At 66.5% G+C, this 20,584-nt stretch carries 17 protein-coding genes and 1 pseudogene; 7 read left to right on the top strand and 11 right to left on the bottom strand.

Features of this window, described 5'->3' with window-relative positions; genetic code table 11:
• Positions 1 to 25: 25 nt before the first annotated feature.
• Positions 26 to 1,027, bottom strand: a complete 1,002-nt coding sequence (locus tag ACWGJM_RS41940; RefSeq protein ID WP_453417017.1) for a hypothetical protein — start codon at positions 1,025 to 1,027, stop codon at positions 26 to 28.
• Positions 1,028 to 1,993: 966 nt separating this feature from the next.
• Positions 1,994 to 2,566 carry a dihydrofolate reductase family protein gene (locus ACWGJM_RS41935; protein ID WP_453417016.1) on the bottom strand — a complete coding sequence of 191 codons (573 nt, stop codon included), beginning with the start codon at positions 2,564 to 2,566 and terminating at the stop codon, positions 1,994 to 1,996.
• A 337-nt stretch (positions 2,567 to 2,903) separates the two neighbouring features.
• On the opposite strand from ACWGJM_RS41935, the gene ACWGJM_RS41930 reads away from it, so the two are divergent.
• Positions 2,904 to 3,748 (top strand): IS5 family transposase gene (locus ACWGJM_RS41930; protein WP_453417015.1). Its coding sequence is split into 2 segments (ribosomal slippage): positions 2,904 to 3,245 and positions 3,248 to 3,748, totalling 843 coding nucleotides; the frame shifts between segments, so codons are not numbered across the junction.
• Positions 3,749 to 3,765: 17 nt separating this feature from the next.
• Here the strand turns inward: ACWGJM_RS41930 and ACWGJM_RS41925 are convergent.
• Positions 3,766 to 4,167 carry a hypothetical protein gene (locus ACWGJM_RS41925; RefSeq protein WP_453417014.1) on the bottom strand — a complete coding sequence of 134 codons (402 nt, stop codon included), beginning with the start codon at positions 4,165 to 4,167 and terminating at the stop codon, positions 3,766 to 3,768.
• 452 nt (positions 4,168 to 4,619) lie between these two features.
• Here ACWGJM_RS41925 and ACWGJM_RS41920 point away from each other — a divergent pair, with 452 nt between their 5' ends.
• Positions 4,620 to 7,427 (top strand): hypothetical protein, encoded by a 2,808-nt coding sequence (locus ACWGJM_RS41920; protein WP_453417013.1) that lies wholly within the window; start codon positions 4,620 to 4,622, stop codon positions 7,425 to 7,427.
• Positions 7,428 to 7,665: 238 nt separating this feature from the next.
• On the opposite strand, the gene ACWGJM_RS41915 is transcribed toward ACWGJM_RS41920, so the two are convergent.
• Both ACWGJM_RS41915 and ACWGJM_RS41910 read right to left on the bottom strand, forming a co-directional pair.
• Positions 7,666 to 8,571 carry an ETEC_3214 domain-containing protein gene (locus ACWGJM_RS41915; RefSeq protein ID WP_453417012.1) on the bottom strand — a complete coding sequence of 302 codons (906 nt, stop codon included), beginning with the start codon at positions 8,569 to 8,571 and terminating at the stop codon, positions 7,666 to 7,668.
• A 212-nt stretch (positions 8,572 to 8,783) separates the two neighbouring features.
• The gene (locus ACWGJM_RS41910) at positions 8,784 to 9,272 is read right to left on the bottom strand and encodes a hypothetical protein (protein WP_453417011.1); all 489 of its coding nucleotides are present in this window, start codon (positions 9,270 to 9,272) and stop codon (positions 8,784 to 8,786) included.
• Here ACWGJM_RS41910 and ACWGJM_RS41905 point away from each other — a divergent pair.
• The gene (locus ACWGJM_RS41905) at positions 9,235 to 11,382 is read left to right on the top strand and encodes an ATP/GTP-binding protein (protein ID WP_453417010.1); all 2,148 of its coding nucleotides are present in this window, start codon (positions 9,235 to 9,237) and stop codon (positions 11,380 to 11,382) included. The genes ACWGJM_RS41910 and ACWGJM_RS41905 overlap by 38 nt on opposite strands.
• Positions 11,383 to 11,545: 163 nt before the next feature.
• Here ACWGJM_RS41905 and ACWGJM_RS41900 read toward each other — a convergent pair whose 3' ends face one another.
• The 6 genes from ACWGJM_RS41900 to ACWGJM_RS41875 all read right to left on the bottom strand — a co-directional run bounded on the left by ACWGJM_RS41900 (position 11,546) and on the right by ACWGJM_RS41875 (position 17,674).
• On the bottom strand, positions 11,546 to 12,049 hold the full coding sequence (locus ACWGJM_RS41900; RefSeq protein WP_453417009.1) for a hypothetical protein: 504 nt from the start codon (positions 12,047 to 12,049) through the stop codon (positions 11,546 to 11,548).
• 27 nt (positions 12,050 to 12,076) lie between these two features.
• Entirely contained in the window at positions 12,077 to 13,249 is a 1,173-nt protein-coding gene (locus tag ACWGJM_RS41895; protein WP_453417008.1) for a NucA/NucB deoxyribonuclease domain-containing protein, read from the bottom strand.
• Positions 13,250 to 13,446: 197 nt separating this feature from the next.
• A complete protein-coding gene (locus ACWGJM_RS41890; RefSeq protein ID WP_453417007.1) occupies positions 13,447 to 14,433 on the bottom strand; it encodes a helix-turn-helix domain-containing protein in 987 nt (328 codons plus the stop codon).
• 8 nt (positions 14,434 to 14,441) lie between these two features.
• Entirely contained in the window at positions 14,442 to 14,702 is a 261-nt protein-coding gene (locus ACWGJM_RS41885; protein WP_453417006.1) for a hypothetical protein, read from the bottom strand.
• Positions 14,703 to 15,631: 929 nt separating this feature from the next.
• Positions 15,632 to 16,486, bottom strand: a complete 855-nt coding sequence (locus tag ACWGJM_RS41880) for a hypothetical protein (RefSeq protein ID WP_453417005.1) — start codon at positions 16,484 to 16,486, stop codon at positions 15,632 to 15,634.
• A gap of 42 nt (positions 16,487 to 16,528) precedes the next feature.
• Positions 16,529 to 17,674: a hypothetical protein gene (locus tag ACWGJM_RS41875; protein WP_453417004.1), complete on the bottom strand. Its 1,146-nt coding sequence runs from the start codon at positions 17,672 to 17,674 to the stop codon at positions 16,529 to 16,531.
• 967 nt (positions 17,675 to 18,641) lie between these two features.
• Between ACWGJM_RS41875 and ACWGJM_RS41870 the strand changes: the two genes are divergently transcribed.
• The 4 genes and pseudogenes from ACWGJM_RS41870 to ACWGJM_RS41855 form a co-directional block, all read left to right on the top strand.
• Entirely contained in the window at positions 18,642 to 19,205 is a 564-nt protein-coding gene (locus ACWGJM_RS41870) for a hypothetical protein (protein WP_453417003.1), read from the top strand.
• On the top strand, positions 19,202 to 19,753 hold the full coding sequence (locus ACWGJM_RS41865; protein WP_453417002.1) for a matrixin family metalloprotease: 552 nt from the start codon (positions 19,202 to 19,204) through the stop codon (positions 19,751 to 19,753). Before ACWGJM_RS41870 ends, ACWGJM_RS41865 begins: the two co-directional genes overlap by 4 nt.
• 8 nt (positions 19,754 to 19,761) lie before the next feature.
• A complete protein-coding gene (locus ACWGJM_RS41860; protein WP_453417001.1) occupies positions 19,762 to 20,400 on the top strand; it encodes a hypothetical protein in 639 nt (212 codons plus the stop codon).
• Between the two features lie 44 nt (positions 20,401 to 20,444).
• Positions 20,445 to 20,584: pseudogene (locus tag ACWGJM_RS41855) on the top strand (IS5/IS1182 family transposase); the annotation flags it as partial.

The following is a 20,584-nucleotide window of genomic DNA, read 5'->3' as shown; positions in this document are numbered from 1 at the left end:
GCGTTCGGGTGCTGCTGCCGCGGACTCAGTCCACATGCGGTGAGGCTGCCCCGGCCTCCGCGTACAGGCCCCGGATGTCGGCGGCAAGACCGGGTTGGTCCTCTAGGTCAACATCCCGGGCGTTGCCGATGAGGCCAAACAGGTCGTGCACCAGCCGGTCGTACGTCACGGGCATCAGGAGCCCGTGGGGCGGGCGGGCATCCTCACCGAGAACGGTGGGCTGCGGGCGGGCCCGGTACTCGGCCAACGCGCTCTGGTGGGTGCGGTAGGTGGCCACCGCCTTGTGTAGCCGATCCGGCCACGGCATGCGGACCGGCGGCGGTGCGGGCCGGCCCTCGAAGACAGTGCCCGCATTGACGAGTTGGTGCGCCTTGCGGGCGGCCTCGGAGGCGTCGGCGCGCTGCTGCAGGTCGTTCACCGCGTCCAGGCGCAGCGCCAGGGAGATGATCGGGCCGGCGTGTGTGGTGGCCCAGATGTACTCGGCGCGGCGGGCGCGGCGGGCGCGGGCGACCTCTACGCGTTCGGCCTGGGTCCTTTCCTCGGCGTCGGGGGCCATGTCGTCGATGTCGTCGCGTAGTTGGAGATACCGGCGTTCGGCGGCCTGCCGGCTCTTGAGTTCCTGGGCATCGGCGATGCGCCGCCAGGTGATGTTGAGCGCGCGGGCCGCGCCGATGAGGCGCCGCTCGTCCAGGAGAAGCTTGTCGCGCAGGGCGCGGATGACGAGGAGCGCCGCGAGCACGCTGGTCTCGTCGATGTCCGGATCCCGGTAGCGGACACGCTGGATCAGCTCATCGTATTTGGCGGCCACATCAGTCAGGTTGCGGTCCGCGGGCCTGAACTCGCGGCTGGCGGCCAGGGCCAGTTCACCAGCCCATTCGTCCGGGTCTCGTTCGCGCTGGGTGTGTAAATGCAGCCAGGCCGCAGCGCGATTTGTTTCTTCGGGCCGACTGCAATGTGTCGTCTTAATGACGACGCTTTTTGTCGTCCGGCGGACGACATTTTCTTGAGAAGGCATACGTGTATCCATGTATGAAGTCCAGCAGGGATTAGCGAGGCTCTTCTGGGTGGGGCACAGTGTCCTGGCCGCGGGTCACCGAACGGCGCCGACGGAAGACGCGTGCGGCGGCCGCAGTCGCCGCACCGGTGGCCAGCACGAGGACTCCGGCAAGGTACTGGGGCCACACTTCATGCAAAGCACTCTGCATCATGGCAGGTCAACGCGCATGCTGTGGTTCCACACGCGCGGGTCTCCTCTCCGGAAGAAGGGCCTTCGGGCGGCACGGTGCCGACGAAAGCTGTGGTTGGGCCGCTGAGCCGCGACCCGCAGCACACGCCGCCTGCACGCCCGCGCACGGCAGGGGCGCACAGACAGCCATGTCCCTTGCCATTCAAAGAGTTCCCGTCTCGGACCGGATACCTGATTCAGGAAAGCGCCACCCTTCGCCACCCCTGAATGGAAGAGCGCCGCCATTCGCCACCCCGGAAGCAGCAATTCCGAGATCAATGATTCCCGCAATCTGAAAAACGAAGGCGTGTGCACACATGCACACCCGACCTCAGCCGGAAACGTCAGCGCCCTGGCGTAGGCGCCCTCCCCAGCGCGCGGACTTCCAGCGACTGGCTTACCCAGGCCAAGGTTCACCGCGACTTTGGCGACACCACCCCTCGCAGGCGGGCATCCCGCACTCCCCTGGTCGACGAGCTGATCAGCCCCAAAATAAGATCAACACCGGGAACGAAACAGCTTGTCCCGGCCCAGCCCCTCCGCTACGGCGTCACGGCGGCCTGACGGCGCCAACGGTGCATCACCGCCTCAAGCAGTGGCGAGGCATCGCCACCCGCTATGCGAAGACCGCCACCATCTACCTGGCCGGGCTCCACATCGCAGGCATATCCCTCTGGTGCGCACGGTGACCCGACGTCCACTGAGCAGGACCTTTCGAGCGGGGCCGTGTCCGGTGTCGCGGTCGGCCGGGCGGGTGCGGGAGTCGTGTCAGCGGACGACGTCGAACACGTTCTTCTGCAGGCCGTTGGCGTACGCCTCGTGCTCGACCAGCTTCAGCTTCTGGGTGTCCTTGTCCGTGGCGCTGAACAGACGCTTGCCCGCGCCGAGCAGGAGCGGGAAGACGAGCAGGTGGTAGCGGTCGATCAGGCCGGCGTCCGAGAGGCCCTGGTTCAGGGCGGCGCTGCCGTGGACGATGATCGGGCCGCCCTCGGTCTCCTTCAGGGCGGCGACCTCATCGAGTGAGCGCAGGATCGTCGTCTCACCCCAGTTCGTCACCAGGTCATCCTCAGTGAGGGTGGTGGAGACGACGTACTTCGGCATCGCCTTGTAGTCGGCGAAGTCCGCCATGTTCGGCCACACCGGGCTGAACGCCTGGTAGCTGGTGCGGCCCATCAGCATCGCCGTGGCTTCCTGCTGCTCGCGGCCCTTGATGTCGAACGCCTCGGGGAGGAACTCGATGTCCTTGAAGGTCCAGCCGGAGTTCCGGTAGCCGGGCTCGCCGCCCGGGGCCTCCACGACGCCATCGAGCGAGATGAAGGCCGTGCTGATCAGAGTACGCATCTGTGGTTCCTCGGTGTCTCGTGTCCGGTCTTCGGCGGGTCGGATCGGTGGACGCTTCAGCCCCCTTCGGCTGCGGCGCACCAACCATGACCTATGACTGATGATCATGAAGGTACTCATCGGCGCGTGCCCGCTCTTTTCCGCGATCTCAACGGCCGAATCGGCATGGAGGGCCGTCAACGTCCCCGCAAGTGGCGCCTACCTGGCAGCGCAGCAGCGACTTGCGGCGAAGGACCCGCCCCAACCGGCGATGCAAGATCTTGATGCAGCCGGGCTCGGTGATCTAAACGAAACGGCCTAGGGCGTTTCTCTCGGATCATCGGATCGTTGGTCAGGCGTGCCGTTGTGTGACGCCCAATGGGCGCGGATTGAGCCGCTGCTACCGGACCGGACGCCGAAGCGCGGCGGCCGGTGGCGTGATCACCGGCAGGTGATTGATGCGATTGCGTGGAAGTTCCAGACCGGCTCCCAGTGGGTGCACCTGCCTGAGCAGTACGGCTCGTGGAAGGGTGTCTACACAAGGCTGCGAAACTGGGCTATCGACGGCACCTGGGAGCGCGTCTTCACCGGTCTGCTCGCCCAGGCCGACGGGGATGAAGACCTGGACTGGGTCGTCGGGGTGGACTCCACCATCGTGCGTGCTCACCAGCATGCTGCGGGCGCCCGCAAAAAGGGGCCGCAGCCGGCGAACCGGACGATCATGCACTTGGCCGGTCGCGCGGCGGCCTGACTACGAAGTTGCACCTGGCCGCCGATGGTCGATGTCGGCCCTTGGCCTTTGTCCTCACACCTGGCCAGGCTGGGGATGCTCCGGCCTTCGAATCTGTCATGGCCGCCCTTCGGGTGCCCCGGCGCCGCGGACGGCCCCGCACGCGGCCGGTGCTGGTACTCGCAGACAAGGCGTACTCGTCCCGCGCCATCCGCACCCATCTCAGACGACGTGGGATCCGTGCCGTGATTCCGATCCCGGCCGACCAGCAGGCCCACCGCGCACGACGCGGCAGCCTCGGCGGCAGGCCACCCGCATTTGACCGAGAGGTCTACAAGCAGCGGAACACCGTCGAGCGGTGCATCAACCGCCTCAAGCAGTGGCGGGGCCTCGCCACGCGCTACGAGAAGACTGCCACTGTCTACCTCGCCGGGCTCCATCTGGCAGGCATCTTCATTTGGTCTGCGCGATGACAAGCAACCAGGATCGGTCAGAGACGACCATGCTCCGGGACGAGCGTCTCGCACCGATCACACAGCACGAGGTGGACCCGTCGGCTCTCACGCAGTGAACCATCGGCACCACAGCGCTCACAGATGCCCTCGCTGCGGTCAGTGAACGCATCAGTGACAGCATGGAGGCGAGAGTGCTCCGCATCTGTCCAGTTGCCGCCAGGCTTCCACGGCCGCGGGAACGCCTGGAAGGCCAGAGCCCCCCACTTCTGCTTCACGGCCAGGAGCTCGTACTCCGGGAACTCCGCGGCAACCGCCTGATGGCACTCAAGCACCAACTGCCGCCAGCCAGGACCCACGTCGACGCCATAGGAAGGATCTCGCAGGTGCTGCCTGATCGGCTCCAGCACATCGCCTGAAGCGGAGGAAGTCTCCACCATCCAGTCCCCTCACGCAGCAACGGACCCCGATCCTACGGTCCATGGCTTGCCCGACGTGATCCATAAGAGAAGCCCTAGCCGACATTGACGCCCTGCCCCACCCGCTGCTGCAGGCCCACCTGCAGCCCGTCCCGGATCGGCGTGCCCCGCCACTCAGTCTTCAGCTCTCTCACCCGGCCGCATAGAGCGCGGCCAGGCGGTCCTCCTCCTCCGCGTCGGCATCTTCCAAGCGCTGGAGGTCCTCGTAGGCGGCCGCCCGGTCAACCGTCAGTTGCGCGATTAGCTAGTCATCGGTCAGCGGTGCCCTGCGCTCCATGGCGATCCTTCTTGGCGTACCAGGTTGCCACCGCCCTGCAAGCGCAGACTGCGTCACCTTCGCGAGACGCCCTTCATCGCCCTGACACGGGGCGCTAGCATCCGCAGGTTCTGGCACTCGGGGGAAGGACGAGCAGATGCTGCCGTTACAGGACTGGCTGGAAGCCTGGGGGGCGAAGGCAGAGGACTTCCTGAGCGGGGGTGATAAGACCAAGATCTACCACCGGTGTGTGCGGGCTGCGCTTGCTGATCCGGAGACGGAGCGGCTGTTCGGAAAGCGAGACGGCGTGACCCGGGAGGCCGTTTTCGAGCGGATGAGGACCGCGACGTACCACCGCTACGCCACCATCCAGTGTCCTTCTCCCGCCTTGGACGAGGCGGTAGAGAAGCTGGATGAGATCTTCGATGAGCACGAGAGAGCGGCTCGCGAGGGGGAGTGGAACTGGCGGGTAGTCTGCTCCCTACTTGGGCTCGGTGCGATCGCCGTGCTCATCTTCGGCGGACTGCTTGCCCTTCTCATAGCGGTACTTACCGCTGTCGCCGTGATGTTCACGCTGTTCTGGCGCGGCTCGGCCGCGTGGTACAACCTCAGACAGTGCCTCGCTGCCGCCGGGCTGCGTATCTCCTGGCTGGTGCAGCGGTTCGAGGTCGGGGTGTGCGCCGCTCGCTGGGGCGAAGAGCTGCAGGACCAGGGCACGGGACCGGTGGTTGCCGATCTGGTCCGCCACATGCTGGGCGATGACCCCGACTCCCTGTTCATCCCCGAGGATTACGATTGGGGCCTGCGCGCGCCGCGGGCACCTGGTTACGTCGTCGAGAACGGCGCCCGACGGCAGCTGGAGCGCAAACTCTCACACATGGAGGACGGCACCATCGCCGTCTGCGGACCGCGAGGCGCGGGCAAGACGACGCTCTTGGAGCAGAGCGTCAAGAAGGCCGGCTTCGGTGTGCTCGTCCAGGCGCCGGCCACCTACACCCCGCACGACTTCCTGCTGTCGTTGTCGGTGCAACTGTGCGAGAAGTACATGCGCGACCAGGGCTACGAGCCGCCCGAGCTCGCGCGGCTGTCCCCAGCGCGCAGGCTGCTACGGCGGTTGAAGATCCAGGTCAAGCGACTGGGGCGGTGGAGTTCCTTCGCGGTGCCTGCCGCCGCGCTGCTGGTGCTGGGCCTGTCCGCCTCAGTTCGCACCCAGTACACGCAGTACGCCACGTCCGTCGCCGACTTCGCACGTACGTACGCCGACTTGATCCGCGACGACGCAACAGAGATCTGGCAGGGCCACGCGGTCGTCGCCAGCGTGACGGTCACCGTCGCCGGACTCGCCTGGTGGCGGTCGCGGCATGTGGCCTGGCTGCCTCGCCTGCTGGGAAGGGTGTGGATGCGCGGCAGCAGGCCGCTCGGTCTGCTGCTGGCATGGTTGTCCGCCGGCAGCGTGCTCCTGGACCAACACATGCGTCAGCAGGCCCAGTACTTTCAGCGCACTCAGCCGGCCGAGCTGGGGAAAACCGGTCTCTACGCTGCGCTGCTGATGTTCGTGTGGTGGCTCCTGCGCCTTGCCCGCGATTCCGGCGTCGAGTTTCCCCTCGGGAGGTGGCATCTCTCCCTGGAGAAGATCTTCCGCCCCTTCGCCGCAGCCGCCGGGACATACCTGCTGCTGTATCTCATTGAGAACCCGCAGACGCACACCCTTCTGGCTGACCCGGAGAACCCGCTGCGGCTCGCGGGCATCATCGCCGGAGTGCTGCTGTCGAAAGCGGGAGACTGGAGGCCGCCGCCGGAAGAACCGGAACTGGTCACCCAGTGCCGCAGCCACCTCTTTCGTCTCCAGACGATCCAGCAGGCCACGCACGGGCTCACCACCGGTGGTGCAGCCCAGATCCTGAGCCTGGGCACCAACCACACCACGTCCATCTCCACGGTGCCCCCGACCTACCCGGAGCTGGTGGACGAGTTCCGTCACCTGCTCAAGTGCATTGCTGCGGAGAAGGCCAAGCAGGGCAAGACCGTGGTGCTCGCCATCGACGAGGTGGACCGCCTCGGAACGGACACCCAGGCCCTGGCCTTCCTCAGCGAGATCAAGGCCATCCTGGGCGTCCCCGACGTCTACTACCTGATCTCGGTAGCCGAAGACGTTGGAGCCGCGTTCGTCCGCCGGGGCCTGCCACATCGGGACGTCACCGACAGCTCCCTGGACGACATCATCCACGTCCAGCCCAGCACTCTTAAAGAATCACGGGCCATCCTCGCCAAGCGCTCCCAGTCGCTCAAGGAACCGTACGTCATGCTCGCCCACGCCTTGTCCGGCGGCATCCTGCGCGACTTGCTCCGCTACGGACTGCAGATCCGCGAAATACAAGACAAGACACAGTCCCACGAGCTGACCGAACTCTCCCGCCATCTCGTCCTGGAAGAACTGGCAGAAACATTCGCCGGCTTCCGGACCCTGCTGAGCAAACAGCAGTGGACCCCCAACACCAGCGACGTCCTCGCCTCCTTCCGCACCCTGTGCGGCTATCTACGCGACCCCTGCCCCTGTACCGAAGCCGAGATGCTGCACACCCTGGAGCAGTTCGCCTTCTACTCCCACACCACCCGACCAGCCCCCGCAGCCGGTGACGACGCCGCAGCCCGCCAGGAGCTCGCCGGCGAGGCACATCAGCTCATCGATGAGGCTGCCGCGTACGCCTACTTCTCGCTCACCTTGCTCGACATCTTCAGCACCGAAGGACTCGAACGCCGCACCCAACTGGCAGCTGCACACGGCCCGGACGGGGACCCGGAACGGCTGGCTGACGCACGCCAGGAACTCGGCATCTCGCCCTACAGTGCCCGCCCTCTGATCGACACCATCCGCAAAGCATGGTCGCTGCCCTTGACGCCGACCGCCTGTGGCCGTATCTCACCCTCACTGGTGAACTGTGGGCGCCACAGCCGCACCGAATGAGCCTCACGACGGCGTCCGCATGCTCTACCGCCCTGTGCGGCGCCGTTGGGCGAGCGTCGTGAGCTTGGTGGCTCCTCTCCGTTGGACTGACCCCGGCGCCCCTGTCGCAGTAGGAGACGGTCGCGGCCGCGCTCACCGAACACCTTCCGCACGTTGGTGCCCCAGGCATGCAGAACCTCCTCTGATCTTGAACGGACGGTCATTGTCTTCTCCGGGCGCCAGACCTCGGGCAGCACGGTCACCGGCTGTGCAGGGCCCGCTGCTTCTTCTCCCAGCGGCGGAAGTTCCGACGCCAGCGCCAGTCCCGGATGCGCCGGTGCGCACGGCTGATCCGGCTGTCGAGCACGTGGAACTCGGGATCGGTCAAGCGGACCAGGTCCTGGTCGACTCCGATGGAGGTGCCGAAGAAGTTGATGTCCTGTAGTTCCTCATATGGGGCGACGCCGCTGATGACGATGGTGTTGATCGGTGCGCTCGCCCGGTAGGCGTCACGGCTATCGGGCAGGAGCCGGGTACGGGAATCGTCTTCGTCGTCGAACCAGTCGAGGGAGAGGGGGACAGCGTTGTATCCGATGTCGTTGACTCCGACGTACCACGAGCGGTAGCCGCCTGGGTTACCGAAGTAGTGGCGTTCCAGGTACCCGAACCGGCGGCTGCCGAGCCGGGCGCGGTACTCGTCGGTGTCGGTGAGGGCCGTGAAGGGGGTCTTCCCGAGCCGGATCCGCGTCGGTCCGATCAGTACCGCGGGCCGGAACAACCAACTGATCGTGGTGATCCCGTACATGACCACGGCGTCGTCCTCGGTCCATGTGACCAGATACCCAAGTCGCGACAGGGGCCAGGTCCGGACGGTGATTTCGACCTTGCTGTCCTCATCACCGGCTTCTTCCGCCGCCGTGGCGGTGAGGCGAGTGCATGCCATCGTCGACTGCCACTTGGGCTTACCGAGCAGGGACTCGACGTAGTCGTGCCGGACACCGGGGGCGATCTTGCGGAGGCGGGTGGTGAGGTGCCGCCTAAGGCCGATGGTGCGCCGCCACCCCTCGGTGACCAGCTTGAGGAGACTCCAGCTGGCGACGAGCACCCCCGCTATTTGCCAGAGATTGAGGGTGGTGCTGTACCAGGGCTCGGGATCGGGCTTCATCGCTGAAGGATGCCGTACTCCCTCCGGCGGACAGAAGGAAGGCCACCCTGGCGTGGTCCGGACTCCCTAACAGGATTGCTACGGGCATAAGTTGAGTCCGCAGGTGATCATCTTTCGGGGGTGGGACGTGACAGGTGACCGGGATCTGGAGGGCCCTGTTCAGTACGAACGACCGCAGCGTGCAGGCTGATGAGGCCTTCACGAACCGCTCCTCACAGTGGGAGACGGTCGCGGCCGCGCTCACCGAGCACCTCCAGCACATCAGCGCACCCGGCTTCGACGCAGAGGACCTCGAGGCGCCCCGCAACCACGTCCTCGTCTTCCACGGAGTGGGCGGCATCGGCAAGACGACCCTCTCCCGAATGCTGGAGGCGGCGCTCACCGACGCCGGACGGCGGCCTTCCCAGTGGGGCGAGCCCGGGTGGCCGGCCGACCGGATCCTGCCCGTACGCATCGACCTCGCCCGCTCCGCCGGCACCGACTTCGAGCAGATCGCGCTGACGATCCGGGCCGCCCTCACCTGGATCGGCCGCCCCCTGCCCGCATTCGACCTGGCCCTGCGCCGCTACTGGGAGGCCGACCACCCCGGCGAGCCCCTCGAGGAGTACCTGTGCCGCGGCGGTCTCGGCTCCCGGTTCGGACAGGCTCTGCCTGCCGCAGCAGATGCAGTCCGCGCTCGCCGACGTCGCCCAGGCGCTCATGCTGCCCGGCACCATCGGCTCGGTCGTCGGCCAGGTCACCGGCGCCCTCATCGGCGCGCTGCGCGAACGCCGCCAGACCGTACGGGCCCTGGCGGGCTGCGCCCGGCTGGCGGACCTGCTGGAGGCCGAACCCGACCTGGACGCCATGTCCTTCTACCCGCACCTGCTGGCGTGGGAGCTCGCCCGCCTCCCCGACGGCAAGAAGGTCGTACCCGTCATCTTGCTCGACACCTTCGAGGACGTCGGCGACCGCACCCGACGCGACTTGGAGCGGCTGATCCAACGGACGGTGTGGCTGTTACCGAACGCCTTCTGGGTGATCACCGGCCGCTCCCGCCTGCAGTGGGCCGACCCGAACCTGCAGGGCCAGCTCGACTACACCGGACCCGCCGCCTGGCCCGGGCTCGCCCACACAGCCGTGCCCACAGCCCTCACCCCCACCGGTGCCAGCGCGGCACGGCAGGTACTGATCGGCGACTTCTCCCCCGAGGACTGCGACGACTACCTCGCCCGCCGTCTCACCCGCGACGGACAGCCCCTGATCGGTGAGAACATCCGGCAGGTCATCACCGCCCGCTCCCACGGCCTGCCCCTCTACCTCGACCTGTCTGTCGCCCGGTTCCTGGAACTGCGCCGCAACGGCCACAACCCGCAGCCGGCCGACTTCGACCACGACTTCCCCGCCCTGGTCGCCCGCACCCTGTCCGACCTCACCCCTGACGAACGCCACGTCCTGCGCTCGGTCACCCTGCTCGACGCCTTCGACATCCCCCTCGCCACCCGCGCCGCCGGCCTCACCCACGAAGGACCCGCCCAGCGGCTGACCGAGCGGCCCTTCGTCCACGACAACCCCTTCGGCCTGTGGCCCTTCCACCTCCACGGCCTCATCCAATCCGCCGTACGCAACGCCGAAGACACCACCGACGACCGCTGGACCGAACGCGACTGGCAGCAGGCCGCCCAGCGCGCCTTCACCGTCCTGGGCGAACAGCAGCAGGCCGCCGACGGCCCCAGCAGCCGGCTGCTGCTGATCGCCTGCCTGCGCCAGGGCCTGCGCCTGGCGCGCGACCACCGCCTCGACCTCGACTGGCTCACCCCCGCGGCCTGGAGTTACGTCAGCGACTCCATCTGGGAACCCCTTGCCCGACCCGCCCGCCAGGAACAGGCCAGCGCCCTGCAAACCCCTGCCGAAGCTCTCGCCGAACTCCTCCACACCCTGGCCCGCCGTCAGCACGAACACCGCGCCCGTACCGTCGACCGCCTCACCGCAGTCATCGACACCGCCCTGCTACCCGACGAACTGCGGGAGATGGCCGTCTACTACCGGGCCAAAGCCGAACGTGACCTTGGCCGCTCGGGCGCCTCCCGCCACGGCATGCAGTACGTCGCCGACCGCGGCGGCCGTCTGGCTCCCGCCGCCCGCCGCGGCCTGGCCCACCTCGCCCGCCTCGCCGGCGACTTCCCCACCGCGCTGGCCACCGCCCGGACTCTCGGCTGGGCCGGCCGCCGCCACCGCGTCGAAGGAGACATCTGGTGGCCGCACGCCGACATGCACCGCGCGGCCGCCGCCTACGCCGCCGCCCGCACCCAAGCCGAAGAACACGGCATCGCCGGGGAGCGCGCCACCTCCCAGGCGCAGCGCGCGTTCGTTGTCTCCTTCACCGATCCCGATGCGGCCGCCGACGAAATCGACCTCGCCCATCAGCTCCTGGCGGGCATGGTCCTGCGCGTCACCACCGCAACCGTCGCAGCCGCCGAGCTCATCCGGGATGCCGGCACCACCCGCGACATCGAGGACCGTGCGGAGCAACTGCGCACCGAGATCCGCCTCGCTGGCGTCGCCGTCGCCGAACCCATCCTGGAACTCGCCCTGACCTTCCACCACGCCGTCCGAGGGGACGACGAGAAGATCACAGGCTCCATCACACGCCTGCGAGAACTCACCCAAAGCGGCGACTACGCCTACTACGCCGACATCGCCCACTTCATGGCCGGCCTGCCCCTCGAAGAGCCCTCACCGGCACGGTGGATCGACGGCGCAGAGACAACCCGGCAGCGCTGGCGGGGCCTGGTCACCGCGCGGCGCGCGTACCTGAGCACCGGGCCGTGAAGGCTGCGCAACCGAGTGCCGTGCCTCAGCAGGAGGAGGCAGAGCTGTGCCGCGCGAAGCGCGGCGTCCGTCGCCCACGCCGGTCCCCCGACCGTACGCCAGTGAGCCCCGGACTGGCTCCGGGGCTCACGTCATCACAGCTGCTGAACCAAGCCGGTGGTGGTCACCCTGCTCGGACAGATGCGCCGTAACTATCAGTCTGGCGGAGCACCACCGCCTCTTGGGCCGGTGCGGACCATACCTGGATGAGGTACCACTCGGTGACGTCGTCCGGAGCGAGGTCGATGGCGGTGTCCCGGCCCCGTGCGTGGACGCGCAGCCGGTAGTCGCCGGGGCCGTCGAAAGACAGCTCGGGCAGCTCCTCATCGAGGTCGGCCATCAGGCCGCGCACCATCAGTTCACCCGATGCGGAGTGCAGCGAGATTTCGACGATCTCCTCCCATTCGGCGCCCCCGGGCTGGGGGGCGTTGGTGTGGAAGGTGACGGTGACGTCGACGTCGCCGGTGTGGATGCCGGTGAGGACTGAGGCAATGCCGTCTTGCACCTCGACCAAGCCGTTGTGCTCGGGAGGCAGGTCGGGGCCGACGCGGCCGTCCTCATCGCTGATCCTGAACTGGTGGTAGTGCACTGGCACGAGCTGTTGTCCGTGCGCGGCCTGCTCGTTCATGCGGTATCCCGGATGGTCGGCGGATTGTTAGTTCTTGATCCAGACGAGGAACTTATCCTTCTCGATGATCCGGTTGTACAGATAGAAGTTACCGAGGGCTTTGCCGCCGTCCCGGTTCTGTGCAGCGGGAATCATGCGCCAGCTGAAGTCTCCGCTACCGGTCGATGCGCCCTGCCAGGTGGAGGCAAACGGGTACTCGTCGCACTCCTTGCCCGCCGGCCGGGGCCGCCTGGACGGACACGCCTTGCTCCGGTTCTTCTTCATCTTCGCCTTGTCAGTGAGGCGCGTCAGGTAGTTGGTCGTGCCGTGCTTGCCGGGCAGGTGCTTGGTGTTCTGCGCGTACTCGATGTGCTTGGCGAGTTCGGGGAAGTCACCGCTCTTGCTGTACACCAGCTCCGGGATGTACGGCATGACGCACCCGATCCTCGACGTGCCCGGGAGGGCGTTGTCGCAGCGGACCACTGGCGTGTTCAGGGTGATTTCGTTCGTCGGCGCCGCCCACTTGGGGTTCGTGAACTGCCAGTGGGCCGTCCCCTGCCCGTTCCCTATGTCGCCCTTGGGGCGGGCCTTGATGGTGGTGTCGAAGAAGAACTGGCCGACAGCGTTCTTGTCCTGGCTCATCGCCTGGGAGGGGAACTTACTGTCGTTGACCTTGCACTTGCCCGCGCACGTGCCCTTGCCGTTCGCGCTGCTGCCCACGGCGTCGCCCGAGGCGTTGACCTGCATCAGCTCGACCTGGTACGCCCACCTTTCGACGCCGTAGTCGCTGTAGGCGTAGGCGACAACCAGGTAGTGCATCTTGCCGGTCACCCGGCCGGTGCGGACGTCATGCACGGTGATGTCGGCGGAGAAGACACCGCACGCCTTGAACCGGGTGACGTACCAGGTGTTGTTCGGGCCGTGGTCGTCACACCAGTCCGGCGTCGGCCACGCCGTGATGGCTGCATGACGACCGGCGGCGGATGGTTCCGCCCAGGAAGCGCAGGCCACGGGCTTGCTGCTACCGGCGTCGCGGGCCGCCTTCATCTGGGCGTCGCAGGCGGCCTTCTCCTGAGCAGCAGTCGTCTTCGGCTTGACGGCCGCGGGAGCTGGGACAGCTGGCGGAGTGGGCTTGGAAGCCTGTGCGGTGGGCGAGGAGCCGATCAGCAGGCCCAGTGTGACCGTCCCGGCCGCGAGCAGCTTTCTATATCTGAAGTGCATGACTCTCCCCGTGATGATGACTTGCGAGTGTTCTACGTGTCAGCTCAATCACTCACAGTGATCACATCACGTGTAAAACCGTCATCACAGATAACATTCAGACGAACGGGCGTTCTATTTGGCCACTTTGCCGCTACACCGCTGCGATGCCCTTCAATAACATCGCCGAGCGGGCATGTTGAGGGGCTGACAGCGAGTCAGAAGGAGGAGCTGTCGCCGTACCTGTCCCCCGACGGCAGCGCGGCTTCAGGAAGCGGTGCATCGCCGCATACGGGGCAGCCTTCCAGCGACGTGGTGTGCGGCGCCGTGGCAACCGGGCTCTCGCAACGAGGGCATGACGTGGGGGCCTGCTTCAGCAGGGCATCGGCCACAGACCGCACGAGTTCAGTGGGGCACCGGTTGGGGCACCCGACCCAATCGGTGCCTAGGTCACTGAGCCGAACCCGGAAGAGATCACCACAGATGCCGCAGCGGACGCTCCACGCCGCTGTCGGGCTTCGAAACGGCTCCACTGATTCAAGTTCGTACCGGGCCAGCTCTGCTTCCGCCTCCCGGGCTGCCAGTTTTCGGGCCGGGGTGATCGCTGACTCTTTCCGGTCCTGGGCCCGGTGCACTTTCTTCCATGCGCGCACCCAGTCCCCCCAGGCCCGCTGGGGCACCGCGCAGGCGTGAAGCAGAGCCATCAGCTGCTGCTGGCTGGTGGGGAATGCCTGGCGCGTGAGTATGCGCTGTGCCGTCGAACGCGACAGCGGCCCCAACTCGGGCCGTCCTTGCAGCCTGTGCTCCATGGCGCGGTAAGTCAGTCCGCTGCGCTCGCGCAGATCCAGCAATGCCCGGCTCATGTCCGCTCGGTCAGCGATCAGGTCCGGCCGGGGCGCCTTCCCCGGGTGAGGCGGCACCGCCCGCCGCCGGTCGCGGAGTTCCACCATCTGCCGGGCCTGCTCCCATAGCCGGCGCGCTTCGCCGTCGGCTAGGCCGCATCCCTCCTCGTACGCTAAGACGACCCTGAGGGTGGGCAGGACGGTACCGCCCGCAGCCCGCTGCAGCGTGGTGGCGCTGTACTTCGTACGGGCCGCCAATGCCGCGTTGGTCAGGCCGGCACGGGCCCTGCACCGCCGGAGGTGGCTCGCGAGCCGGCCCAGGGCGCTGTCCGGGCGCGGGACCGGGTTCTCGGTTCGTCCCACGATCACGCCTACCGGGGCAGGTAGGCCGAATGGACCCGGGCAAGGTTGCGCAGGCCCCGGGCCGCGGCACCGGTGGCCAGTCGTGTCACGCTCACCGACAGCAGGCCGGCCGCGCCCAACAGGGACAGTACCTCCGCGTGCGGCATGCCGTTCAGGGCCAGGGCAGACGCCATGATGATGATCACCACGATGACGGCGGCTTCCGCCCCGCCGAGCTGGCAGCGGGCAGAGCTGTCGGGTACGACGCAGCGCGCCACAGAATCGTGCATGAGGAAGGTCCCTACGTGCGGGCGGTCCACAGCCGGCGGCCGTGAACCTGACTGGCTCCAGCAATTTGTCATAGGCCACGGGCAGTTGACGCTGCGTCGCGGCGTGACAGCATGGTGCCACTGCGGCGGGCCGTGGGCACTCCATTGATGCACACTTGTCCCATGTGCTGATTTGAGGCAGACCCGATTTTCGGGCGGCACCGTATCTGAGACAGCTTGTGGTCAATTCCGGCGAGACCGGTGGCCTGGCTGTTCTCCATGCCTGGCCGGAGCCCGGCGCCGACGAGCCGTCGGGGAGGGGGCAGTTCGTGCGTTCCGTCCCAGTTCTGTTTGCCGTGAGCGGACCAGGGCTGCCACCCTCCACGTAGTTCCGTACGTGACTGGCTCCAGCAACCAACCGGACGGATGCGGTCGTCCGTGTTGACGCGCGGGCGCCCCACACAGCCGGCTTCGACGACGTGCGGGGCCGGCTGTTGCTAGTCAGTGGCGCGACGGTAAGCCTCGATCGCCGTACGGACCGCATGAAGTCAAGCGACAGTCGGGGCCGCTGCCCGGTACTGCGTGCGCTCGGCGGCCGTCTGGGCCTCCGCCACGGCGTCCCTTCCCCCCTCTCGTTTCTGGACCAGCCCGCAGAAATAGGATCCTCCCCCGGGCGCCGCGCCAACCTGATCCAGCTCAGGCCCGCGGCTGCTGGCGACCTCCTCCGCGTCTGGTCCGACTCGGCAGGGTCGGCGTGGCCAGTGGGCCGAGCGTCGCCACCGCGTCGAAGGAAACATGCGGTGGCCACACGCCGATACACCGTGCCGCCGCCTACGCCGCCGCCCGTTCCCAAGCCGAAGAACACGCGCTCGCCGTGAGTTCCCAGTGTTTAGCTGCAAGCCCTTGGCCAGGGCCAGTCCGTCACCCGCACGGCACGGTCTCGGGAGGGGCTATTCCGTCAGGCGCGAGATGAAGGCAGGGGCGAGGTTTCGGACGCGCTCCTCTTCAAGGGAGCCTGCAAGCGCCTTGACAGCCATGTCGACGCCGGGGGTGGCACGCCCGCCGAATAGCTGGCGCAGCTTCCCCAGCCCATCCGCCGCAACGTCGCCCACGCGCGGGTCGTTGCACAGAACGGTGAACGTTTCGGAGACCTGCCGTGCCCTGGTGGTCATCATGATGCGCAGGACGTCACCTGCGTCCTTGTCGGTCAGGCGGTCCGGACGCTTCTCGGCCTGGCTAAGCCGGTCGGTGATCTTGAAGGCTTTGGCGACCAGAAGGGCTGCAGGGCCGGCGACGTTGACCATGACGGAGCGATCGTCGGCAGGGTCGAGGCTGCCGACGGGCAGAGGAGAACGGTCCACAGCGGCGACCTCAAGGCCCTCGATCCAGCGCGCGGACATTGTGCCGTGCGGCGGGACCTTGGCGCTGCGACGCCCGTTCTTCGGAGAGAGCTGCCGGGGGATGAGGAGATCCAGTTCCACCGGAACAACCTGGTCGCCCACGGTCTCCTGCCGTTCCCAAAGCCCGGGTTCGCTGTCCTTCTTCAGCATGAAGCCGGCCTCGCGCAGAGATGCATCGAGAAGCGGCTGATCCTCCAGAAGCGCGGGGTCGATGCTCAGGTCGCCGTCGGAAGTGAAAGGCGAGTTACGGATCGCCGCGTCCGGAGTGCGCAGGTAGACGGCCTGCGCACCTACGACAGTCAGGGCATCGAGGTGAGGGCTCAACGCGACCAGGCCGTCGAGGAGAACGCGCCGGGCCACCACCGTCAGCTGATCGGGGTCGACGCCCTCCGGAACCTGTGACATGGTGCCTCGCGCTCTCGTCGGCTTGCGTCCTGCGTTGCGATCTTAGTGTTGGACGGGCCGTGTCCAGGCGTCGTTCTTGGGAGCCCGCCACTTCTCGGGCCAGCGCTCCATGAACTCAAGGAGAGCCTCTCCCTCGGCAGGCATCCGGCCTGGGCCAGCCAGGCAGTCGATTACCGCTTGGCTGGGCGCGACGTACTGTACGCCGTCGACGAATTCCGCCCCCCTTCGGACGAAGGAGTCCGGTTCGTTCAGCAGCAGGACGTCCGCGCCATCGGCGACCGGCAGGAGTCCAAGGTCATCGGCCAGATCGTCGACGTCCAGCCAAGGTGCGACGTAGAGCACCAGCTGGCCCCCCACGGCGACCTGAACAAAGCGCTGCGCGGCGTAGGAGCCGGTGACCGAGAGACCGTCGATGGCTGAGAGACCACCGACATGCTCCGTGGAAAGCTGCGGGATCTGTTGCAGCAGGGCCGATACACCATTGGGAGCCAGCGCTCCCCGGTACGACCCAGGGGAGAGGAGATTGGTCTCCTGGGCCCGTGCGCGCAGAAGCTGAACCCAGTCGACGTCCGTGATGAGCCGGCCCTTGCGGTGGATCAGGAGCTGGTCTTCCAGGGTGTCCAGGAGCCGGGACACGTAGGGGAGGCTCAGCGCGGAGGTCCGGTGCAAGTCGGTGGCTCGGTGAGGTGGCGGCACATCGGCCAGGAGCCGAACAAGGCGGCCTGCCTTCGGCCCCGCCAGAGTGGTCCTGCTGGACTCCCGCCGAGCAGACCGCGGCGCCTTCTCGGCTCCTACTGTGTGGATGATGATGGCCGGTCGCGACACGCGAATGCCGACATTACCGGTCAGATCCAGGTAAGCGATGCCATTCTGCCGCAACAGCTCACGGGCCTGCGAGGAGATCCATGGCGCGATGACCAGCAGAGTTGAGTAGTGATTGACCTCGCGGAGCAGCTGCACCTGGGGCACCAGCCGCTCCATCACGAACCGTGGTGATACCGCCTGCGTCGCTTCCACTAGTAGTTGCGTGAAGGTGCTGTCCCCCTCCGCCCTTACCTCCAGGAGAGCATCGAAGACCTTGCTGTTGTTCGGGCGCTGCGTGACCTGCCACTCCGGCCCCAGCAGGCCGTTCAGGGCTTGGATGCCCTGTTCCAGCAGGTGCGCTTCTCTGATCAGCGGAGATTCCACGAAACCATCATCACACGTGAAGCAGGCAAACTTGCTCAGAACCGGTGACTTTACCGGCCTAGTAAAGTTCCGATTCCAGGCAACTTTTTCTGGGTATGCCACTTGCCTGAGTTGGGCAACTCCGCCACTCACGCAACTCGAGCAGCGTCGCATCATCGGTGCGCCTCGGGGAGTCCTCGAGTCCGCCCCCACGTCGGCGCCGTGGACCTAGCGGGCCGTGCGTTGAGGACCTAGAGGGTCCGGTATGCCCACAGCGGAGCCGGCGAGGCCGTTGCGCCGGTGTTTCCGCCTGCCCGGCTTGCGGGTGCGCCGCCGTACCGGCGAGCGCCTGGTCGTCGCCGCCCGGCTCACCTTCAGCAGCCCGTGGGCTCCGCGCAGCCAGCGTCACCGCACCCGCCGTGAACTTCGCCAAGCAGCAGCGCCTGCATGTAATCGACCGTCACACCCTCGGAGTGTGGGCGTCCGGCTCACGTCCTCCGTGGAAACCGACCGTGCGGTCCCGCCACCTCGCAAACCGACCGCCCTCTCGTGAAGCTGCTTGCAGCCGGGCTGCCGTCGCGATGGCCCGCCTGGCCCGCCCATCCAGACGAGCATGGCTACGGCATGGCCCGCCTGGACGACGAACCGGCGCTGCCGATGGGGAGGGCGGTCATCCCAACGGAACATTTCCGGCGTGCAGAGCAGGGACCGACGGCTCACCCTGGGATACATGAGAGCGGCAAGCAGTGCCAGAGTGACCGCGACCGGGTCGGCGGAGTAGCCAATGGCAAGCGAACCTGCGGTGTCTAGCCAACCTGCGGTGTCTCTGTCGCTGGATCCTGAGGTGCAGGGCGGGTATAGAGCGATCTTGCACGAAGTGGATGGGCAGGTTGCGTACCGGTGGCGACTCGGGGAGGCCGAGCCAGTCACTACCGACGCCGATCGCTTTTCAGTCCCGGCGGGTACGCCTGCGGGCACGGAGTTGTCTGTGACGATCTTGGGCGATGCAGAGAAGGAATTGTGCAGCGACGTTAAGCAGACGGAAGAAGCTGTACCAGACGGTGCTGTCGGACACGACGTCCCCGGCCTCGCGGCCAGAACCGTATGGTCTACGCGACTCGTGTGGTGGTCGGCTGGTTTCTTGAGCGTCCTCTATATCGTCATTCTCGTGTTGCTGTGGGCAGCGCTGCACGACGACTTTACCTCCGCTCGCGGGGGACCCCCATTCGCACCGAAAATCGCTGCAGCCTTGGTCGCCGCGGGGATCCTCGGTCTACTGGGCGGCTTCTTTCTGGGATTGCTGGAGTTTCGAGGCAAGGCGACCGCCGCAGTGAAGGTAGGCGAGGCAACCGGTGCAGACGTATTAGGGGTCGAGGTCGACGTGGCCAAGGTGCTGAAGCAGTTTCGGCAGATGCCGAACCAACTTGCAGCGTTGTTCATCGCGCTGGTCTGCTTCATTGGTGCGACTGTCATTACCGCTCTGGCCTCTGAAGCGGCCGCCCCGCCTTCAGCACCATCGTCCCCCTCAACCTCATCTACTCCAGGGAGGTGATTACGGTGACAGGGTTTCTGCAGCCATCCTCATCGAGGGAGTTGGGGATTGTCATCTATGTGATCACACCGCCCCGGGTTCCCATCAGAGAGTCACTAGACCGGGCTCGGGACGTCTTCAGCCCTATCGGTATTGACCTTGTTCCGACACGTACCTTCGAGCTGACGTCGCCGAATCAGCAACCTCTGTACCAACACATAGACGTCGATGGATGCACCTTGGGATCCCCGATCTCCAATCGCAAGCACTCCAGCTTGCACGGCATTCGTCACGACGCAGGAAGAAAAGGGGTGGCCATTTACTTCGTGCGGAGCACAACACCGCCTGTGAACGGATGCTCACAGCACCCGCCGAATACACCTGGCGCCCTAATCACAACAAACGCCACAAAATGGACATTGGCCCATGAAATAGGGCACGTGTTGGGACTGTTTCATTGCAGCAAAAACAATGCTCTAATGTCGCCAGCAACTACGTCTATCACCGATAAGCCTTCGCTTAGTTTTTCAGAAGTCCAGACCCTGCTTCGCAGCCCATGGCTGACCTAGGCGGCCTCATGACCACTCAACCGACTTACGACTCCAGCTACATCGAAGAGCAGTTGCAGGCCGAGCACCCCGACTACGCACAAATCGCGGCGCATCAGGCCGAGTTGCGCTCAACAGTTGAGGTGCTACGGGAGCGTTCGTATGACAAGGACGGAGCCGTGGCCAGTAAGGCTCTCTACGTCCTCAGCCTTGTCGCTGCGGAGCAGCAAGGATGTGTCGAGACGCTGGGTGAGCGAGCAGATAGCGGTGATGAGGTCATCAGGTCAGTGGCGGCGGCCGGTCTGGCAAACGTCGTCAGCGCGGCAAGGGAAGACCTCAGCTGGGAAGCCATCACGACAAGCAATGTGCTGGACTTCTTGAGTAAGACAGCAGCAGGGCCAGCAAACGCCGCCTTGCTCAAGCTGGCTCGCATGGTCCTCCACGATGAGAGCACAGCAGTAAGGTCCGCAGCTCGAGAGGAGCTCGCCAGAGCGGTAGCCGCGTCGCCAGCGCTGGCAGGAACCGAGCCTGAGCCAGTCGAGCCGGAGGTATTGCCTCAAGACGACGGCACCTTGCTTATCTCGCCTCCCTCAGATCTGGTTACCCACGAGGAACAGATGGCTGGCCTTGCGGAGTACATCGAGCAGGAAACCGAGGCCTACGCTTAGACGTCGTCTCATTTGGTGTGCTGGGTAGTCTGCACCGTGTGGTGATGGTTGAGCGCATGGTGCCGGACGAGCTGTGGGAACTGTTCCATCGGGTGGTACCACCTGCTCCGACACGGCCGCAGGGCGGAGGCCGGCGCCGGTACGGGGACCGCGAGGTCCTCGCGGCGATCATCTTCGTGGCCAC

It is taken from the genome of Streptomyces sp. NPDC054834 (genome assembly GCF_053611185.1).
Note: the sequence above shows the minus strand (reverse complement) of the source record. Positions and strands in the feature narration are given on the sequence as shown.